The organism is Legionella nigrisilvae (genome assembly GCF_977063395.2).
Window position 1 is genome coordinate 62,523 of sequence record NZ_CDRUGZ020000045.1, and the last position, 17,870, is coordinate 80,392.

The window sequence follows — 17,870 nt, forward strand, 5'->3', positions numbered from 1 at the left end:
GAAATAAACCAGCCAATCAATTGGCAAAGTAGTGCAAAAATTATTGAAATATTGGAGTTAAATACTATGAGCGATGCTGTATTAAAAAAATATCAATCCGTTAATGAATCAGAGTTAGGTAAAAAATCAGACTATGATTCCACCTATAATCCCAATCGACTCTATCCTATTCCCAGAGCAGGTAAGCGACAAGAAATTGGCATTGATCCTGCCCCCATCCTCCTTTTGTGGGTTTTGACTGCTGGAATCATTATGAAGTCTCTTGGCTCAACGAAAAAGGTAAACCGATGGTTGGGATTGGTGAAATTTTTTATGATTGTAACTCGCCCAAACTCATCGAATCCAAGTCATTAAAACTTTATTTTAATTCATTCAATAATACCAAAATAAAAAGTATTAGTGAGTTAGAAAATACAATAAAAAATGATTTAGAAGCACGTATAGAAGCTCCAGTTTCAGTTAAAATTTATCTTTTGGAACAAGCAAAACACTACGCTGTATCACAAATACCGAAAGGTGAGTGCATTGACCATCTCGATGTTGAATGCTCTGTCTATTTGGTTGAGCCATCATTTCTTAGTGTTCAAAACGAGTTAGTGGAAGAAAGATTGTATTCTAACCTATTAAAATCAAATTGCTTGGTGACTAATCAACCCGATTGGGGAAGCATACAAATTGCGTATAAAGGAAAAAAGATTAATCAAGAAGGCTTATTAAAATACCTTGTTTCCTTTAGAAATCATAACGAGTTTCATGAACAATGTATTGAACGGATTTTTGTGGATATTATGAACTGTTGCAAACCGGAAATATTATCAATCTATGGACGTTATACTCGGCGAGGAGGATTGGATATTAACCCCTATCGCTCCACAGAAAATAGTCCTTTTGGTAGAGAAAATATCCGGTTGGTCCGTCAATAATAGCGCTTTATTGTTCTATCCAAGCTCTTAATTTTCCAGCAAATCGGCCTTGTCGACACAGTGTTATTGATGCGATGGGGTCGATGCTTTTAATTAGGCGATACTCGCCCAACACCGCATGTATAGCCCAACATTGTTCAATAATTGCAATGATCTCAAGCAAATGCGCAGAGGACTCTATCGAGAGCCAGTTTTTAAAACAATCCTCCTGTAATTTCTTATATTGACTGCTTGGTAGTTTTAAATGTTCTGTTGCACGATACAAACAATTAACGAATGAGAAAAAAGGATGAGTAATAACAACTTCCCCTAAATCAATCAGCGTGGTTTGATGAGTATTGAGATTCACTAAGATATTTTTATCATGAAAATCGGCATGGCCAAAAGTATCAGGCACTTTGAAACTGGCTAATTGGTCACAAAGAATTTGTAATTTACTCTCTAAATTTTTTAATTGTTTTAATTCTTTTTGAGTTAATCCATCGCCAATTAATAACTCTTCTTCATTCATTAATTGGTTATAAAGTCTTGGCAATTGTTGCAGGCGCCAATCAGGGACGCCTAAATCAAGAAGGAGGTTTATTTTATCTGCTGAGTCTATCTGCAGCTTTGTGTAATGATGAATGGCATCAATTAAAAGGTTAGGTCTAAATTCCTGTTTAAAGACATCATGTAAAGGAATGCCAGCATCTTGCATTAAAAAACAGTTTAGTTCCTGATTATGAGCCAAGATTTGCGGAACAGGAGCATTGAATTGTTGCTGCAATAGCTGAATGACGTTGGTTTCTAATGACAATGCAGAAGGAACCTTCTTCAAATAAACCAATCCAAAGTTCGTTTGAAAGCGACACACTTCTGACCAAGCTGTATCGAGAATTATTTCGGGCTTGGTGGGTTCAATTTGAAATCCTAAATTGTTTAAGGCACTAAGTGCCCATTCTATGTGAGGATTCTTCATGATAGTTTCCTATGATCCTCGATCACTTCATGAATTGTGCGCAATGCTCTTTTTGCTTCAAAATTCATCTCTGTTTGTTGATTCACAAGGTACATCATTGATTTCCATAAAGCCCAGGCACGTCCTCGTTCCCAAGTCTTTGAGTCAAGTTCTAGTGTTTCTAAAAAAATGCTCCGACTTTTTCCTTCAAATAGTGTCCAGGCAATAGCAAGATCGCAAGCAGGATCGCCGATTGCGAGTTGGCCAAAATCGATAACCGCACTTAATTTTCCTTGAGAAAGCAATAAATTGCCAACACTCACATCACCATGGACCCATACTGGTGGATTTTGCCATGAGGTGGAGAGTGCTTTTTCCCAAACTTGTGTTGCAGAATGAAAATCTATATTGTCCTTCAAATTTTCGATGGCTTTGTGTGTCTCTGAATCATAAACTGCTAAATCACCACCACGATAAAAACTCTGGGGCCCAGCAAGAGGACCGCCTATTGAATTGATGCTCTGGAGCGCTTTAAGAAATAGAGCTAAATCATGTGCAAATTCAGGTAAATCATTAATGGGAGTAACCGCTGCTGTTTCTCCAGGAAGCCAATGATTAATGGACCACTTCCAAGGATACAGGGTACTGGGTTTTCCCATCGCAAGCGGTGCGGGTATCGGAAGAGGAAGATGTGGGGCCAATTGGGGTAACCATGCTTGCTCTTTTTCCACTTGTCCTGCGTATTCGGCGCTGCTTGGCATACGAATGAGCATTTCTGTACCTAGGTGAAAGGTTCTATTGTCCCAACCGCTATTGTTTACAGCTTGAATAGGCAGATGACTCCACTGTGGAAATTGCTGAGCAATGAGCTCGCGCACTAAGCTTTCAGTAATATTCATGGGTTGTGTATTTGTCATTGGTACACCATAAAATCGATATTCTACTTCATCAAGCAACTTGCCTGATTCACTTGTTTTGATGTATTCATCTTGAATGATGCCACCCATTTTTTCGGCAAGTTTGCGACTTGGGATATTATGTCTTACAACTGGATATTTTAGATAATCATAAACAAGATTAGTTTCAGCCCATGTTTTTAATAAATTAATTGTTTCAAAACCATAGTGAAATCCATGAGCACTTTTCTTTAACCAAATACCTAATTCGGGTGTTTTCGTATTCGCTTGGTGCAGGCAGGCATATCCTAAAAAAGCTTGGTTTTCTTCGTTTAAAATGACTAATGCGATTTCAGTGCCTTCCTGCATTTTGATTTGTTGTTCAGAAATATGCTGGTTAATTTCTTCTTGAGTTTTCGGAGCACTTGGCCACATATGTTCTGTAATTTCAGCGGTAAATTCTTTGCACAACTCTTCGGCATAGTTTAGTGAAATAGGGATTAACTGAAGTCGTTCGGATTTCAGGGCGAGATGCAGATAGTTGGGCATAGAATATTTACTCATAGAAATTGTTAGCAATGTTTTGCTTGTTATCTTATCAATCAGTGTACTCTCAAGTGAATGCTTGGAAGAAAAAAATACTGCTATTTTTCCCAAAATTAATTTTTCTGTTAGATTAGAATAATAATCCTATACTCAATACTCACGTAGTTCTACGTATTGATGCATCTTATGGTCTATTTGTATAATTATTACATCATTTAGTTTTAGGAGATAGTAAGAATGAATCAACCTCAACGAATTTTTATTGTTGGTCATCATGGTGCGGGTAAAGGATTATTAGCAAAGTCTGTGTCTCAATCATTAGGGTGGCGATTTGTCGATGCGGATTTGGGGTTAGAGTTCCATGTTGGACGACATGTGTGGGAAATACTTGGAGGCCCTGGGAGTGATGCTTTTTATGAATGTCAGTTTGATATATTAACTTCCCTTTGCACCCAAGAGCATATCATTGTGACAACGGATTCCAGCGTTGTTTTGTCATTAAAAAATCGTCAGTTATTGCACGATGAAATGACTGTATTTTTGGATGTGAGTACTCCGGTCCAAATCGATCGTACTGCACGCAATACTACAAGTTTATTGCCTATACCAAGTTTGAGCGATTTTTTTGAGCAACTACATGATGAGCGAGATAATTTATATAAAGAGGTTGCTACACTCACTATGCATGGTGATGATGGGAAATTAGAGGAGCATACACGTTGTATTGTGACGGCTGTGGTGGGGAATGAAGAAATGTTACCCCAAAAAAACCTAACATCAATTTTGGAGAAAAAAGATTTTACTTTATACCATAAGGAATTTCACACGAAAGTTGAGCTAACTGAACAACAAGCCATATACCTGAAGTTGTTGGCACAAGGAAAAACAGCTAAAGAAATTGCGCGTGAAACTCATGTTTCTTACAGAACAGTTGAAGGAATGATTGCTAAATTGATGGAGTCCTTAGGATGTTCTTCCAGTAAAGAACTAATTGCTTTATTTCATGAACAACCATGATTCTAAATGCATTCGATTGGCTTAGCTAATAAATAACTTTTTCGCGTTATTGGCATCAATCGTTCAATGGCGTAGCGCAGCATGGTTCTTGGCATTCGATAAGCATGGCTATCTAAAAATTCGATGAGGATAGCTTGGTTACGTTTTCCTACTTCTCGTAACATCCAGCCTACGGCCTTATGAATTAAATCATGATCGTCGCATAGCAGTTTTTCTGCAAGTTTAAGAGTGCAATCAAAATGATTATTTCGAATAAAATACCAAGTGGCGACAATGGCGATACGTTTTTCCCAAAGGTTAGTGCTTTCTGCAAGGGTGAAGAGGAGTGTTTTGTCCTTATCTAATAAATGCGCCCCAACAATCCAATGGGCTGAAGCGTCAACCAAATTCCAGTTATTAATCTGATTGATATGAGTTAAATAAAATTGAAAAATCGTTTGCTTGAGGTCTATATCTCCTTTTTGATAATGAGTTACTAACATTAATAGCGCTAATAAGCGTTCTTCATTAATAGATGAATACAACAACTCTTGTAACAAAGAAAAGGGTAATACGGTTTGATAACGTTTGGCGACTTTTCTTAATTCAGGGACGCTTACACCTATAAATTGGTCATGCTCTGCATAATCTCCCGGCCCCGTTTTATAATAGATTGTTTTTGGCTGCGAATAAGGCTTTTTAAGTAACTCGAGCTCGCTTCTAAGTGTTTTGAGTGACTCCATCATTTCGGTTTTATTTAGAGTTGTTGTCATAGTTAATATCTTATGTTAGTTATTTTATGCCTATGTATACTGCACTTTCATGAGGCGTTTTATAGAGCTCAAAATCAGTGAGGTAGATTCTTTCGTATTTTGGCTTTTCATTAAAATAGCTCCAAATAGTTTGCCAGGCATTAATGATTGCTGAGGGATTAGGCCCAATTGCTTTAAAAACCAGATAGTTGCCCGCGTTTATAGTGACTCTATCCAAGTGCGTAGCTTTGGATTCATTCACAATTCCTATCCCAGCAGTAACTGTATAGTACCCTGATGAGTCGGACTCATAATGGTGATACACGCCATAAACGGGGCTATCTTGTTGTGTTTTGATTTTTGAATCAAGAAATTGCTCCCAAAGATGAGGTATTCGTGCAGTTTTGGGATTAAAATCCTCTTCATTTTTTGTTCTTACACTCATTCCAGTTACTTTAAATTCTTGAATCTGGGTCAATTGGGGTATAATAACAGTCATATAAGGCTCCAAAGTAGAAGTTTTTAATTAATATAAGCCTGCATGGCATTGGCAATGATGCGTTTATCCGCTTCACTGATTTTTAATAGGCCAAAACGAAATGGGTATCCCCAATTCTTGGTATTTTTTGTCAATTCGAGCGATTCAATAAGCGTGTGTATCGAAACATCAATCTTTTTATTGGCCCAAAGTACATTTCGTCGAAATGGATGAAAACCATTACCCATATCCACTTGATAGGGCTCACCTGGTAGAACGATTCTAATTGCCGTAAATGCTTGCAGTTTTTCAATGCCTTTAAAGTGCAGCGTCGGCGAGTAATAAATGATGCAATCGTCCGCTTTTATTCTCTTTAGAGGTGCAAGTTTACCGTAGCAAACTTGCATAAACCCTCCTTCCACTCCAATTTGCACGTGGGACGCGCAGGCGACAGCCAGCCAGTTTTGGTTCATGATCCGTTCTTTGAAAAAAAGCGAATTCGATGACCATCTGGGTCGCAGGTTACAAACGTATAACCAAAATCCATCGGTGTTGGTTCTTGTATCATTTTAAAATTCTTAGTTTGATAATTTCTAAAAAGTTCATCAACGGCTTGCTCATCGGGAACCAAAATAGCGAGTTCGCTACCGCCACCTAATGCAGTTGGTGCAGGTAACGCAGAATTTTGAGACCATAATCCCAATCGCAAACCGGATTTTAATAAAAACATGGCGTAATCAGGCTCAGTGTGGATAGGCTGAGCATTGAGCAATTCTGAGTAAAAATGAGTACTGTTTTCTATATTGCTCACATAAAATAGAACTAAATTGGGGTCGAATGTCATGATTTTTCCTGTTTTTTATTTCGCTAAATTCATTGGAGAATATAAAACATACGGATGACAGTTTTTGTCAGCATCATTCAATAGGATTGGGGAATGTTATGTAGGGTGCGCCACTTCTTTAAAAGGGATTGTCGGCGTTCGGAATATTTTTGTTCTTTAATGGATAATTGAATAATTCTATCGGTTCTGAAGTGACGGAAGTCCTGCCTTAGTTCACACCAACCCACCATGAGATGCACTTCATCAAAAAAGCCGAGCGCGATAGGCCAGAGTATTCGTGTCGAATGATTGTTTTGGAGATCTTGATATTCTAATTCGATTTTTCGTTCTAAACGTATCGCTTTGCGAATGAGAATAAGATCACTATCTTTACTTTCGGCACATTTTCCTGGGGGAACTAAGAGTCCTGAAGTTTCTAGTTGGTGTTTTAATTCAGTAGGAAGGACTGCTGAAATTTTTGCAAGCACATTTTGAGCTGCGATTTTAAGTTGAGTATCCGCTCGTTGTGCAACCCAACTTGACCCTAGCACCATTGCCTCAATTTCATCATCTGAAAACATCAAAGGAGGCAACATAAAACCAGATTTAAGCACATAACCAACACCGGGCTCACCTTCAATGGGCGCGCCTAAGGATTGTAAGGTTATTATATCTCGGTACAGAGTGCGTAGGCTTACGCCTAATTCTTCTGAAAGTTTTTTGCCACTCACGGGTAATCGGTGACGTCGTAATAATTGAATTAAATCAAACAAACGTTCAGTTCGGGACAAGATACTGCTGCCAAATTATGCCAGTAGTATATCATGAATACTTATAGAACTAATAAGCTGCTTATTATGATTATTTCTAATAGTAACTTAATTTTTGGGACTAATGGATGCCTTCAAGAAGTGCTTTAAAACCACCTGCTATCGGACTAGGTTGATTGGGATAATAGGCCTTGTAGGCCTGGCGATCCACACTGAGCATAAACTGGTTAGATGCGAGTATATTCCAAAATAGCCGGATCTGTTTGGCAACAATGAATGCATTTAACAGTTGTTTTTCTGTCGCTAATCCTAGCCAATTTTCGAAGCAAGCATCTTGAAATTTCAGGTAGGTTGAATCACCTTCTGTTACTCCATGGTGAGTAATCGATTGTTCTAAACAGGTCTGTAACGAAAAAAATGGATGAAGGATAGCGGTCTCGCCCCAATCAACAAAAGTCATTCTTTTAGTAATTGGATCAAGAAGAACATTTTTATCATGAAAATCGTGATAACCAATGGTTTCAGGAATCTTAAAGCTTGCTAATAATTTGCACTGTGCTGAAAATTTCGGGCTTAGGGCGTGTAGTGTTTGTAATTCTTTATCGGTGAGTCCCTCTGCTTTTAAAAAAGTAGTTTGCTTTAAGATGTGATCATAAAGAAAGGGTAATTGATTTAATCGCCAATCGGGTACACCAAGTTTGAGAAACGTAGCGATACACTCTTCAGATCTGCGTTGAATTGTGGCATATTGTTTTATTGCTTGGCATAATAGCTCTGGCTTGAAGTTGGTTTTAAGCGTTTGACGCAAAGAAATACCCGCATCCCTCATTAGAAAACAATGTAAATCCTCATTAATTTCAATTATATCGGGCACATTGGCATGGAATTGGGATGACAATACTCGAATGATTTTGGGCTCATTAGATAGAAAAAAAGATGGTGGTGTTTGTTTTAAATAAAAATTCTCTGTTGATGTTGCAAATCGGATCACATGAGACCACGGTGTTGACAATACAATTTCTGGCGAGCGCTCTATTGAGTAGCCATTAGAAACCAGGTAATCGGTTCCCCATTTGAAAAGTGGTAGTAGATTATTCATTTTTGGAAGTTAAAATGCATAAAAAATGACGAGAAAAATATAAGTCTTACTTAACATAAAAAACTTCCCTTTAAATAGTTACCCAGAGAATATTATACATAAAAAAGCGAGTCTCAATAGAATAGTAAAAGCAGGATAAAATAATGGAACAGCAAGATGATTTACCTATATCCGGGGTATAAACAAAAGGATAATGGATTAATTCTTAGTTTGCTTATTCAACCCGGCGCCAAATGCAATCAAGTAGTAGGTGCTGTTGGAGGGGAACTCAAGATAAAAATCGCGGCACCTTCTATTGAAGATAAAGCCAACATGGAATTAGTGCGATACCTGTCTGTCTTATTCAAAGTCCCTAAAAGTCAAATTTAAATAAAGAGAGGCCTTCAGTCTCGACACAAGATCATTGAAGTCATTGGTTGTGGTGTTGATGCTCTCCAGTGGTGTAAAATTTAAAGAATGATTTTAAATAATGAGCCTAAATGCTGGATACAACAATAATTGAGAGCAATTGGCGCTCTCGTGGCTTTAGTTTTGAGCTTTGGGAAGATCCCCCAGGTCAAATTTGGAAGGATTTTAACCATGGGCAATAAAACGTTAAAACCTGCTATTGGAGAAGAAGTATTGATTCCAGCAGGAGTAGATCATACGGTTCAAACCAGTTCCACCACAGGGAGCCGTTGGTATTATGGTTACAAAGTAAGAAGGTAAGGAAATGACACAAAAGAAAATATCATTAGAAAATGATGCTGTTCTGCAATTCATTGTTGATGAATTAATATCTTTACATCATTGCCATACAATTATTTTATATGGCTCGCGCGCACGAGGAGACTTCACAGTAACCAGTGATTATGATGTTGCAGGGATTAGGGAAAAAGGAGATAAGCAACGAATTGCACGCTTTGATGAAGCACATCAAGTTTATCATGATATTTTTGTTTATCCAGAGAATGCTTTTGATTCAATTTCTGATGAACATTTATGTATGTCAGATGGCATCGTTGTTGTTGAAAAAGCTTATTTTGGCACAGAGTTATTAAAAAAACTCTCTGCTTTTTTAATATTGCCTGAGTCCCTCCCTCCTGATGAAATTACAGCACGTAGAGTGTGGTATCAAAAAATGCTGGCAAGGGCGTATACTAGAGATTTAGAAGGGAAATATCGCCATATTTGGTCAATCTTCACAATTCTAGAGGATTATTTTGTATTCAAAGAATTGCGTTATCAAGGTCCAAAAAAAGCATTCAAGTATTTAGAAACACACGATCCAGAGACTTTATCATTATTTGATGAGGCCATAACGAATATCGATAATTTGAATGCCTTAAATAGGCTAATTACAAGAGTTATAAAGAGTGACAAAACGTAGGATAATTATGCCAGAATTAGATATTGAAATTATCAAAGATAATCCAGAGTATTTCTTGTGAAAAGGCATCTATTATTCTTATTTAGAGTGCATAGTAATGAAATTTAATATTTATATTAAAATTTTGACTGCGTTCTTCGTGATTTTTTTAATTCTTGTTTTGGCATTTTTTAAATATTTAAAGTCAGTTGAGACAAAGATAATTGTTAATGCAGGACAAACGATGTCACAAGGACTTTTAATTAGTTTAGAAAAAGAGTTAATTAATAATCCGAAATCAAACTGGGATGCAATAATAAAGAAAAAAACAGATAATCTTATTCATCTTATAGTAATCGACAGTCTAAAACTCACCCTGAAGCAGAATAATCAATTAAATAATGGTGAAATCATTTTTTTATCAGGTACAACCTATCAATTTCTAAACGAGGTAATTGTAGAACATACTGCGTATAAAAAAATTGGTAATACCCCGTATGCATTAGCTTACAATTTTTCAGATCCTGGCGAAATTATTTTTAATTATATGAATCCTGTTTTAATACAAATCGTTCAACATTTATTATCAAAATCAAAAAATACATGGAGTAATGAACTATTACAGTTAGAAAAAATATATGGTTTTCCTCTTCATGTTTATAAAACTAAAAGTAAACACTTACCAGGTAATATAATTAATTCTTTATCAACAAAGCGTTTAGTATTTGAAACCAATAAAAACTCGTCACAAATTGTTATTCTCTATTATAGTTTTAGTGGTGGAATACTCAAAATTGGCCCACTAAGCTATCTGCCCGTTATGGCAAGAATCAGTGATGTTATGTATTATTTTATAGGGACTTTCTTTTTTTTATCCCTTTGTCTTATTGCCTTTTTTTCATTGCTTTTTGTTAGAAATATGAAAAAGGTGTATCAGATAACTAAAAATTTCAGTCAAGGGAACTTTGATTTTCATCGGAAAATAGGTACCACCTCTATTTTGTATGGGCTGTATGTAAATATCATCCACATGGGTGAGCAATTAAAAGAACTGATTGAATCACATAAACAATTGTGCCGGTTTGTCGCGCATGAAATTAGGACCCCTTTGTCAACCATACAAATGGCGACGGATAGTATCAAAAGGAAAAATGCTGAAGATGTATTACTCAATAAACAGCTAAACAGCATACAAGAAGATATTGCAGATATGAATCGCCTCGTCAGCACTTTTTTGATTTACTCAAAAATGCATTCAAACGAATTGAAATTAAAACAGTCTGAGACCGATATAATAGTATGGTTAAGAAAGCTATTAGAGTCTTATTCTTCATCGACATTTGAAATTACATTTCATACTAATGAGTTAAATTCTTTGAAAGCATACATAGATGAAAATAATTTAAAACATGCTGTTACCAATTTGATTACAAATGCTATGAAATTTGCAGAGCACACTATTTCTTTAACCATTTCGCTGGATAATAGTCATATTTTAATTCACGTAGACGATGATGGCTCAGGCTTGCCGGATGATGGTGCGGATGACATTTTTTCTGAATATACAATTGCCGAAAACTCCGGAATTGGAGATAAACATATTGGGTTAGGATTAGCTATTGTTAAAAAAGTTGTTAATCTCCACGGAGGAAAGGTCATGGCTACACAATCACCGATATTAAAAGGTGCTCGATTCACCATAGTACTTCCAAGATATTCTTAGCGATTAAGATTTTAGTTTTGGAAGTTGGCCCCAACTTTAGCATCTTTTGAAGTATCGATCTCTTGTTTCATCTCAACCAGTGCGTCCATAACCGCTGTTAACTGGAGTTTTGCATTTTCAAAACGTTTAGGGATGAATTCATCTTCCTCGCCATCAACCACTTCTCCAGTTCCAATACCTTTTTCAAGAGCACTGATAACCATACTAAGCTCTGATTCAAACGCCGATAATAGTTCATTATTCCCCTTTGCAGATTGCAAGATTCCATGCAATTTTTCCACTACATCTCCAGGAATATAAAGAGTGCCTTCACTACATTTGCTATATTCACGTTTCGCAATAGGTAATGAAAGTAGTTCATCAGCCTTGTGTTGACTCATCTGAAATATTTGTCTAACAGATTGTTTTAGTTCTAAGGGAGTTGGTGGCGAATTGCTAGATTTCAAAGATGCGAGAAGCTTATCACTAGCAGTCACTCGTCCATCTTTGCTATGTTCTTGCGCTGTCTCGATAGGAGTCTGTCCTTTTTCATTTCGCACTTCAAGACTAGCACCACACTCTATTAACTTTTTAATGAGATGTAAGGGCTCTTTTCTATAATTATAAAAATTCTGTACCGCATAGTGCAAAGCCGTCATGCTTTTTTTATCAGTACTATTAATATCAGCGCCATGTTTTAATAATAAAGCAATGACGCCATCATTACTTGGGCCACCAATAAGGACTTTTCCACAACTTACCATTGCCAGGTTTAACAAAGCTTTATTAGCTAGAATTGACTCGAGCAAGTCTTCATGACCTTTAAATACAGAAGGTTCTTTTAAACCTAAGAGAAGTTCTAGTACATCTCTATGTGTCAGTTGTTCTATAGGATCCGCCCGACCTAAGATATCACGGACACGGTTTAAATAATTTTCTTGTTCTTTACCTAATATTTGGTTTTCCTGTTCAACAAACTTTGCAACATCTTCTCCTTCAAATCGCAATTCTGGAAAACTATCAATTTTCTTTAAATCTTGAATGCTTAGAATATCTCGATTTAAAGCGATTTTTGCTATCAGTTCATCGGCTTCGTCTTTACCTAGAATTGCACGGGCATATTCTAGGGTGTTAACTTTTAATTCTTTAGCTGTTTGTGTTGAGGCAAATAAAGATTTTCGAACGGCAACTTGATATTCACCATGATGAAAAATAACACTGTTTCCAGCCTTCCAAATATTTCCTGCCATCGATGTGATAGGGGATGCCGGCGAAAGGGATCGGAAGCCGGTCTGTACATCTTGCGCATCCCATGGTCCAGTTCCACCAAACGTGATTTCTGGATGTTTCACTGACACTCTTTCTAAAAATGTTTTTTCCTGTGAGTTTGCTGCAGCATTAAGTTGATTGTCTGTATTACAACCTTCTAAAGTCACAAAAACTTCACCATGATGTGCGGGCAATGCTCGTTTAAAACCATGTAATAAATTATCAAAATTATCATCATATAACTGCTCACTTGGGCCATGGCAATTACCCATACCATATTCGCCACCACCAGCATGGCCCATAATAAATAATTTTGGGTTTTTCTCAAATATATTGTCTAGTTCTTCCGGTAAGTCTCGTTTGAGTTCATCCAAACTACTATAGATTTTTGGGGATTTATCACACTGATCGAAAAAATAATACTTCAAATCAGGGCCTTCTAAATAGACGCCAATTGGAACAAATTGCTTGAACCGTTGTTTTAAGTGAGGATTTATCACCACACCCCTCTGATTTTCAGGCAGTGGATGATCTGGATCTGGTTTATATATTAAGATTTCTATTGCAGCGTCTTTCATGGCTCATCTCGACTATTACTTAAAATAATAGGTTGATTTTATCAAAAACACTCGGCTCATATGTATATATATTGTACAAGCGTTCTAAAATGATACTTTTGTCGAGGGTAAATGATTATAGATTTGCGATATATTGGGTGAAGCTTTCATAACTGGACGAAAAATCCCAAGGTCGAGGCAAAAGAATTTTTCACTATTTTTGATAAGTCTTACATAAGATTGGTGGCTGAGATCTATATTTATTCCCAAGCCGCTGATACAAATATATATCCTTTTTTATGAATTGTTTTTATACGATAGGGCTTTTTATTATTATCATTCAATGCCTTTCTTAAACGTGATATTTTTAAATCGATACCTCTATCAACCCCATCATATTCATGCCCAGAAAGAGCATACATAATGCTATCTCGACTCAGCAACCTATCATGGTTCTTAACCAACAAAGCAAGCATTTCAAAATCACTGGTACTTATTGAAATTTCTTCATCAAAGAGCTGAACACTCTTAGTACTAAAATTGATAGAAAAATTGCCAAAGTGAAATTGATTTTGATTATTAACTAAATTGGGTCGACGTAACAATGCCTCTATTCTTGCTTTCAAAACCTCGTCTGCAACAGGTTTAGTTAAGTAGTCATCTGCTCCTAAATTTAAAGAGGATACTTCACTTTCAATATCATTAATTGCTGTTAGCATGAGTATTTTCCCCAAATACTCATCTCTAATGGTATGGCATATTTGATCTCCATTCATGCCAGGAAGCATTATATCTAATATTACTAGGCAAGGTTGCTCACGAATGATGCGATAGACCGATCTATCACCACGTTTTTCAATAGAAACATCATAACCTGCTTCTTGTAAGCTTTCTTTGAGGTAATTTGCTAACTTAACGTTATCTTCTACAAGCAATATTGATTTATCTTTCATTCGTTCTGTCTAAGCCTCTTTAAATAAGAAAACTCTCTAAACAAATTTAGTCTGAATTGATTTTTAAGTTCAGTGTTACATAGATATCAGTAGGTAAGCAAACACACGGCGCATCCGTACATTTTATATACAATTGATCTGTTTTAACTCGATATAATGATAGCTAATGGGCGAATCTGTGGAGATAAATTATGAGCGCTTATGTTAAAAATTTTGATGAACATAAAGAAATCAAATCTTCACGTGACATTTGCAAATCATTAAAACCTGTTCCCACAGCGTATATGGACAATAAACATTGTGAGCATTGCTATCCCGAAAAACGTTCTCATTTTCGAAGAAAATTTTTTAATTTATTCCATTATTTTATATTCAATCCATTTATCTATCTTTTATCTAAACTCTTTCTCCTATCAGAGCAGGATTTTTTACGATTCAATAACCTATTAAATCAGTTGGTCATTAATATTTTCCAAAAAATAAAACTATATACCAAGACTCAGACCATTGATAGGAAACAATTCAATAACAGTGTCCTTGCATTTTGGGATGAAGCACAAAAAAGAGGGCTAGAGCTGTATAATTTTAAGGAATCTAACTTGCATACTCTGTATTTTAAGTTGGTCTACAATAGGAAAAAATATTATTTCATACAGACTCCAATCTCTCTTATTTCTCAAAAAAATACACGCTTTGATGAGGATACTAAATATGATAATAAATGGAGCCTCAAGAAAAAATTATTAGATAGCCAAATTCCCTGCCCCTTAGGGAGGGTTTTTATTTCCAGCAAAAACGCCTACAACTATGGTATCTCATTGGGATTTCCTCTTGTGGTTAAGCCACTATCTGAATCTCTAAGTATTCATACTTCATGTACTATTCAAACTCCAAATGAATTAAAAGAAGCGATAAAAATAGTAAAGCAGGTTGATTTTCGCGTGCTGGTTGAAAAACACATTCCTGGTGATGTTTATCGGTCATTAATTATTAATGATTCATTAATCGCTTGTGTGAGACGACAACCTGAGAGCATTGTTGGCGATGGTGTAACTACACTTCAAGAGTTAATTGATAAAAAAAATAAAGTTACGTGGAAAGAAGGACATGGTGAATATCCCTACAAAATTACTCGAAATAGCAACTTAATGAAAATTTTGGCAGCCCAAGGAGTTGCTCTTAATACGGTAATAAACAAAGGACAACAAATCTTTATTGCCAAAAAAGTTACTATGAGTAGTGGTGCAAAAATCAGTACTGTTATCGACCTGATACATCCTGAGAATAAACTGTTATTGGAAAAAGTACATAAAATACTCAATATACCGCTTACAGGTCTTGATTTTATTTGTCAGGACATTTCTCTTCCATGGCATAAGCAACAATTTGGAATTATTGAAAATAATAGCTTCCCTTACATTGAATTACATCTCAATCCATCTGATGGGAAAGGAATTAATGTAGCAGGTAAAATTTGGGATTATGTACTCGATGTTTTAAGTCGAAGAAACGAGCAACCCAATTAATGTACATTATATATACAATTGGGTTTTTTTAACTCGGTATAATAACAGATAAGTAAATCTTTATTCGGATGAAACCATTATGAACTTGCACTGGAGTATTCTCATGAAAAAAGACAAAGAACAACATCAGCCTGTCCTTGAATCCATAACGGCAGATGAACCCAAAACCTCCTCTATAGCATTAGCTTTACAACAATTTAGAAAGGAAGCAGAAAAAAAAGAGGCTGCTGAGGAAGGTGCAAAAGTACGCTGCGGGACTTGTTTTAAAGAAATCGCACCTAAGCGCCTTTGTTCCGGACATGGCGCAGGTGGTAGCGGAGGTGATAGTGCCACCTCTGATAAGAAGACATCTGAGGAAAAAGCGAGTCCTGGTGAAGTTAAATTCCTAACTAAACCTGGCAAAGCAGTTGGGTCTGAAGATGAATTGGTAGGCGTGTTTGGTTCAGAAGAACTTGATTTAGAGTCTGGTTTTGACCCAGAAATAATTGCGGAATTGATCGCCAAAGGATTATTGCTGGTTGATAGTGATCGCGTATCAATGACTCTTTCAATTAAATTACAATGTGAACCTAGTAAATTAACTGAAGAACAAAGAGAAGAATTAAAAAAATTCATGGAAGCGATTATAAAAGAATTCAATGAATTTAAAGAAGAAAATCATCTTTCTGATGATTGCATACAAATCCTTCAAGATGAGGAGGGAAGCATATGTTCTCTTCGCATTACCATGCCCACATTAGCTTTATACGATGCATTTATTCAACAGCTAGCAAATAATTTAGTGCCCGTACCCAGTCCGAAAGCACAAGAAAGAGATGAGGTAACGAAAGAGCAAGGCCTTACTGCAAGTCCACTTTCAAGAGAACCAAGACCGTCTAATAAAAATCAACTCTCCAAACAAGAAGCTAATGAGGAGATACATAATACATCTGAGGATGGGGAACAAGAAATTTTTAACCCATCTCCTTTTAATATGAAGCCATGGTAATAGAAGTAGGTGTTTATTGATTTTTGAAAAGAACTTTAATTTCAAGGCCCCATTTTATTTCCAATAAGACAATTACGTAATTGGGAAATACCATTTCATGCTTTCTCAAGACTGAGCCCTTAAGTTTCGATATCTACAAGATCATTGAGGTCATTGGTTGCGTGTTAAACTGATACAGTGGATAGTTGATTTATAACGGATATTTCTTTTTATGGTTTTCTTATTTATCTGATTGAATGGTGTAGCTTTTTAGGCTATGATTGAAGCTTAGTTGGCTTCAACATAAAAATCATGTTTGATACTTCAATATTGTTTTCTGAATATCGGCGGCGTGTGCTGGCACTTTTATTGCTGCATCCTGATGAGCGTTATCATGTCCGAGAGATTGCGCGGTTAACGAATACCACAGCGGGTACACTTCATCGAGAACTATCCAAACTTGCTAAATCCAAAGTACTTCTGCGCGAGCAGAGCGGTAATCAAGTTTATTACCAAGCAAATCGAAATTTTCCTATTTATACGGAGCTTTCAAGCATTTTAAAGAAAACGTCTGGTTTGGTGGATGTGTTGTTTGATTTTTTAACTCCATTAGCTGAAAAAATTGAAGTAGCTTTTGTTTTTGGCTCGGTGGCCAAAGGAACCGAAAACCTTGGAAGTGATATTGATGTGCTTATTATTGGTGAGGTTGATTTTACAGAAGCAGTTGCAGCTCTTTATGCTGCCCAAGCGAGTTTAGGGAGAGAAATTAACCCCAAAATATATTCCAGGGAACAATGGAAGTCATCTTTACAAAAACAAGATCTTTTCATTCAGGAGGTTTTAAATAATCCCAAGCTATTTATTATGGGAGCTGAACATGACCTTGGATAATTTAATTGGCATCAGCCTGGAAAAAATACCACCTCACCCAGATACCATAAATCGGCTTTTGCATGCTGCTGAACGTAATATTGTGGATTCAAAAATTGACTTGGTTAGCGCGGAGAATCGCTTTGATGCTGCCTATAAAGCAATTATGCAAATAGCAAATGCAGCACTTCAATCTCATGGATATCGAACCTTGACTTCTAAACCAGGACATCATCAAACGATGATTCAGTTATTGCCTCAGACTTTAGGTATTGATAAAAAAACAGTGATTATATTGGATGCTATGCGTAAACAACGCAATATTGCAGATTATTCTGGCGATATTATTCCTGAGAGTGCAGTAATAACTTGTATTGCTCAAGCAGAAGCATTGTTAAAGGATTTTAAAAAATGGCTGAGTGTTAATGATGGAAAACAACAGTGATGTAAAGCAACAA

19 protein-coding genes and 1 pseudogene are annotated in these 17,870 nt (G+C 36.3%); 10 read left to right on the forward strand and 10 right to left on the reverse strand.

What is annotated here, in order from left to right; translation table 11 throughout:
* The first annotated feature begins 66 nt into the window (after positions 1-66).
* Positions 67-923: pseudogene (gene queF / locus ACWTE2_RS34100) on the forward strand (NADPH-dependent 7-cyano-7-deazaguanine reductase QueF).
* A gap of 7 nt (positions 924-930) precedes the next feature.
* Here queF and ACWTE2_RS34105 read toward each other — a convergent pair.
* Both ACWTE2_RS34105 and ACWTE2_RS34110 read right to left on the reverse strand, forming a co-directional pair.
* Positions 931-1,881 (reverse strand): aminoglycoside phosphotransferase family protein, encoded by a 951-nt coding sequence (locus ACWTE2_RS34105; RefSeq protein ID WP_014845048.1) that lies wholly within the window; start codon positions 1,879-1,881, stop codon positions 931-933.
* The gene (locus tag ACWTE2_RS34110; RefSeq protein WP_019350464.1) at positions 1,878-3,305 is read right to left on the reverse strand and encodes a GNAT family N-acetyltransferase; all 1,428 of its coding nucleotides are present in this window, start codon (positions 3,303-3,305) and stop codon (positions 1,878-1,880) included. The genes ACWTE2_RS34105 and ACWTE2_RS34110 overlap by 4 nt, the downstream gene beginning before the upstream one ends.
* A 234-nt stretch (positions 3,306-3,539) precedes the next feature.
* Here ACWTE2_RS34110 and ACWTE2_RS34115 point away from each other — a divergent pair, with 234 nt between their 5' ends.
* A complete protein-coding gene (locus ACWTE2_RS34115) occupies positions 3,540-4,319 on the forward strand; it encodes a shikimate kinase (RefSeq protein WP_014845050.1) in 780 nt (259 codons plus the stop codon).
* A 2-nt stretch (positions 4,320-4,321) separates the two neighbouring features.
* Here the strand turns inward: ACWTE2_RS34115 and ACWTE2_RS34120 are convergent, their stop codons facing one another.
* The 6 genes from ACWTE2_RS34120 to ACWTE2_RS34145 all read right to left on the reverse strand — a co-directional run bounded on the left by ACWTE2_RS34120 (position 4,322) and on the right by ACWTE2_RS34145 (position 8,220).
* Positions 4,322-5,071 carry a DNA alkylation repair protein gene (locus ACWTE2_RS34120; RefSeq protein ID WP_014845051.1) on the reverse strand — a complete coding sequence of 250 codons (750 nt, stop codon included), beginning with the start codon at positions 5,069-5,071 and terminating at the stop codon, positions 4,322-4,324.
* A gap of 19 nt (positions 5,072-5,090) precedes the next feature.
* A complete protein-coding gene (locus ACWTE2_RS34125) occupies positions 5,091-5,549 on the reverse strand; it encodes a GyrI-like domain-containing protein (protein WP_014845052.1) in 459 nt (152 codons plus the stop codon).
* 23 nt (positions 5,550-5,572) lie between these two features.
* Positions 5,573-6,001: an EVE domain-containing protein gene (locus tag ACWTE2_RS34130; protein ID WP_014845053.1), complete on the reverse strand. Its 429-nt coding sequence runs from the start codon at positions 5,999-6,001 to the stop codon at positions 5,573-5,575.
* Positions 5,998-6,372: a VOC family protein gene (locus ACWTE2_RS34135; protein WP_014845054.1), complete on the reverse strand. Its 375-nt coding sequence runs from the start codon at positions 6,370-6,372 to the stop codon at positions 5,998-6,000. Before ACWTE2_RS34135 ends, ACWTE2_RS34130 begins: the two co-directional genes overlap by 4 nt.
* Positions 6,373-6,449: 77 nt before the next feature.
* Positions 6,450-7,142: a helix-turn-helix transcriptional regulator gene (locus ACWTE2_RS34140; RefSeq protein WP_014845055.1), complete on the reverse strand. Its 693-nt coding sequence runs from the start codon at positions 7,140-7,142 to the stop codon at positions 6,450-6,452.
* 100 nt (positions 7,143-7,242) lie between these two features.
* Entirely contained in the window at positions 7,243-8,220 is a 978-nt protein-coding gene (locus ACWTE2_RS34145) for an aminoglycoside phosphotransferase family protein (protein WP_014845056.1), read from the reverse strand.
* Between the two features lie 156 nt (positions 8,221-8,376).
* Between ACWTE2_RS34145 and ACWTE2_RS34150 the strand changes: the two genes are divergently transcribed.
* The 4 genes from ACWTE2_RS34150 (at position 8,377) to ACWTE2_RS34165 (ending at position 11,291) form a co-directional block, all read left to right on the forward strand.
* Positions 8,377-8,589 carry a DUF167 domain-containing protein gene (locus ACWTE2_RS34150; RefSeq protein ID WP_014845057.1) on the forward strand — a complete coding sequence of 71 codons (213 nt, stop codon included), beginning with the start codon at positions 8,377-8,379 and terminating at the stop codon, positions 8,587-8,589.
* A 210-nt stretch (positions 8,590-8,799) separates the two neighbouring features.
* Positions 8,800-8,928 carry a hypothetical protein gene (locus tag ACWTE2_RS34155; protein WP_255464427.1) on the forward strand — a complete coding sequence of 43 codons (129 nt, stop codon included), beginning with the start codon at positions 8,800-8,802 and terminating at the stop codon, positions 8,926-8,928.
* Between the two features lie 4 nt (positions 8,929-8,932).
* A complete protein-coding gene (locus ACWTE2_RS34160; protein ID WP_014845058.1) occupies positions 8,933-9,589 on the forward strand; it encodes a nucleotidyltransferase domain-containing protein in 657 nt (218 codons plus the stop codon).
* A 139-nt stretch (positions 9,590-9,728) separates the two neighbouring features.
* Positions 9,729-11,291: a sensor histidine kinase gene (locus ACWTE2_RS34165; protein WP_243753453.1), complete on the forward strand. Its 1,563-nt coding sequence runs from the start codon at positions 9,729-9,731 to the stop codon at positions 11,289-11,291.
* A gap of 11 nt (positions 11,292-11,302) precedes the next feature.
* Here the strand turns inward: ACWTE2_RS34165 and ACWTE2_RS34170 are convergent, their stop codons facing one another.
* Positions 11,303-13,117 (reverse strand): ankyrin repeat domain-containing protein, encoded by a 1,815-nt coding sequence (locus tag ACWTE2_RS34170; RefSeq protein WP_014845060.1) that lies wholly within the window; start codon positions 13,115-13,117, stop codon positions 11,303-11,305.
* A gap of 239 nt (positions 13,118-13,356) precedes the next feature.
* Positions 13,357-14,049, reverse strand: a complete 693-nt coding sequence (locus ACWTE2_RS34175) for a response regulator (protein ID WP_014845061.1) — start codon at positions 14,047-14,049, stop codon at positions 13,357-13,359.
* 191 nt (positions 14,050-14,240) lie between these two features.
* Here ACWTE2_RS34175 and ACWTE2_RS34180 point away from each other — a divergent pair, with 191 nt between their 5' ends.
* The 4 genes from ACWTE2_RS34180 to ACWTE2_RS34195 all read left to right on the forward strand — a co-directional run bounded on the left by ACWTE2_RS34180 (position 14,241) and on the right by ACWTE2_RS34195 (position 17,857).
* Entirely contained in the window at positions 14,241-15,575 is a 1,335-nt protein-coding gene (locus ACWTE2_RS34180; protein ID WP_014845062.1) for a hypothetical protein, read from the forward strand.
* A 103-nt stretch (positions 15,576-15,678) separates the two neighbouring features.
* Complete coding sequence (locus ACWTE2_RS34185; RefSeq protein WP_014845063.1) at positions 15,679-16,563, forward strand: hypothetical protein; 885 nt, start codon at positions 15,679-15,681, stop codon at positions 16,561-16,563.
* Positions 16,564-16,854: 291 nt separating this feature from the next.
* Entirely contained in the window at positions 16,855-17,433 is a 579-nt protein-coding gene (locus ACWTE2_RS34190; protein ID WP_014845064.1) for a nucleotidyltransferase domain-containing protein, read from the forward strand.
* Positions 17,420-17,857 carry a DNA-binding protein gene (locus tag ACWTE2_RS34195; protein ID WP_019350461.1) on the forward strand — a complete coding sequence of 146 codons (438 nt, stop codon included), beginning with the start codon at positions 17,420-17,422 and terminating at the stop codon, positions 17,855-17,857. Before ACWTE2_RS34190 ends, ACWTE2_RS34195 begins: the two co-directional genes overlap by 14 nt.
* Positions 17,858-17,870: the final 13 nt, after the last annotated feature.

Bases quoted from the DNA above. Each gene is read 5' to 3' on its own strand.
- ACWTE2_RS34105 (WP_014845048.1), bottom strand. From the start codon at position 1,881: ATGAAGAATCCTCACATAGAATGGGCACTTAGTGCCTTAAACAATTTA.
- ACWTE2_RS34110 (WP_019350464.1), bottom strand. From the start codon at position 3,305: ATGCCCAACTATCTGCATCTCGCCCTGAAATCCGAACGACTTCAGTTA.
- ACWTE2_RS34115 (WP_014845050.1), top strand. From the start codon at position 3,540: ATGAATCAACCTCAACGAATTTTTATTGTTGGTCATCATGGTGCGGGT.
- ACWTE2_RS34120 (WP_014845051.1), bottom strand. From the start codon at position 5,071: ATGACAACAACTCTAAATAAAACCGAAATGATGGAGTCACTCAAAACA.
- ACWTE2_RS34125 (WP_014845052.1), bottom strand. From the start codon at position 5,549: ATGACTGTTATTATACCCCAATTGACCCAGATTCAAGAATTTAAAGTA.
- ACWTE2_RS34130 (WP_014845053.1), bottom strand. From the start codon at position 6,001: ATGAACCAAAACTGGCTGGCTGTCGCCTGCGCGTCCCACGTGCAAATT.
- ACWTE2_RS34135 (WP_014845054.1), bottom strand. From the start codon at position 6,372: ATGACATTCGACCCCAATTTAGTTCTATTTTATGTGAGCAATATAGAA.
- ACWTE2_RS34145 (WP_014845056.1), bottom strand. From the start codon at position 8,220: ATGAATAATCTACTACCACTTTTCAAATGGGGAACCGATTACCTGGTT.
- ACWTE2_RS34150 (WP_014845057.1), top strand. From the start codon at position 8,377: ATGATTTACCTATATCCGGGGTATAAACAAAAGGATAATGGATTAATT.
- ACWTE2_RS34155 (WP_255464427.1), top strand. From the start codon at position 8,800: ATGGGCAATAAAACGTTAAAACCTGCTATTGGAGAAGAAGTATTGATT.
- ACWTE2_RS34160 (WP_014845058.1), top strand. From the start codon at position 8,933: ATGACACAAAAGAAAATATCATTAGAAAATGATGCTGTTCTGCAATTC.
- ACWTE2_RS34170 (WP_014845060.1), bottom strand. From the start codon at position 13,117: ATGAAAGACGCTGCAATAGAAATCTTAATATATAAACCAGATCCAGAT.
- ACWTE2_RS34175 (WP_014845061.1), bottom strand. From the start codon at position 14,049: ATGAAAGATAAATCAATATTGCTTGTAGAAGATAACGTTAAGTTAGCA.
- ACWTE2_RS34180 (WP_014845062.1), top strand. From the start codon at position 14,241: ATGAGCGCTTATGTTAAAAATTTTGATGAACATAAAGAAATCAAATCT.
- ACWTE2_RS34185 (WP_014845063.1), top strand. From the start codon at position 15,679: ATGAAAAAAGACAAAGAACAACATCAGCCTGTCCTTGAATCCATAACG.
- ACWTE2_RS34190 (WP_014845064.1), top strand. From the start codon at position 16,855: ATGTTTGATACTTCAATATTGTTTTCTGAATATCGGCGGCGTGTGCTG.
- ACWTE2_RS34195 (WP_019350461.1), top strand. From the start codon at position 17,420: ATGACCTTGGATAATTTAATTGGCATCAGCCTGGAAAAAATACCACCT.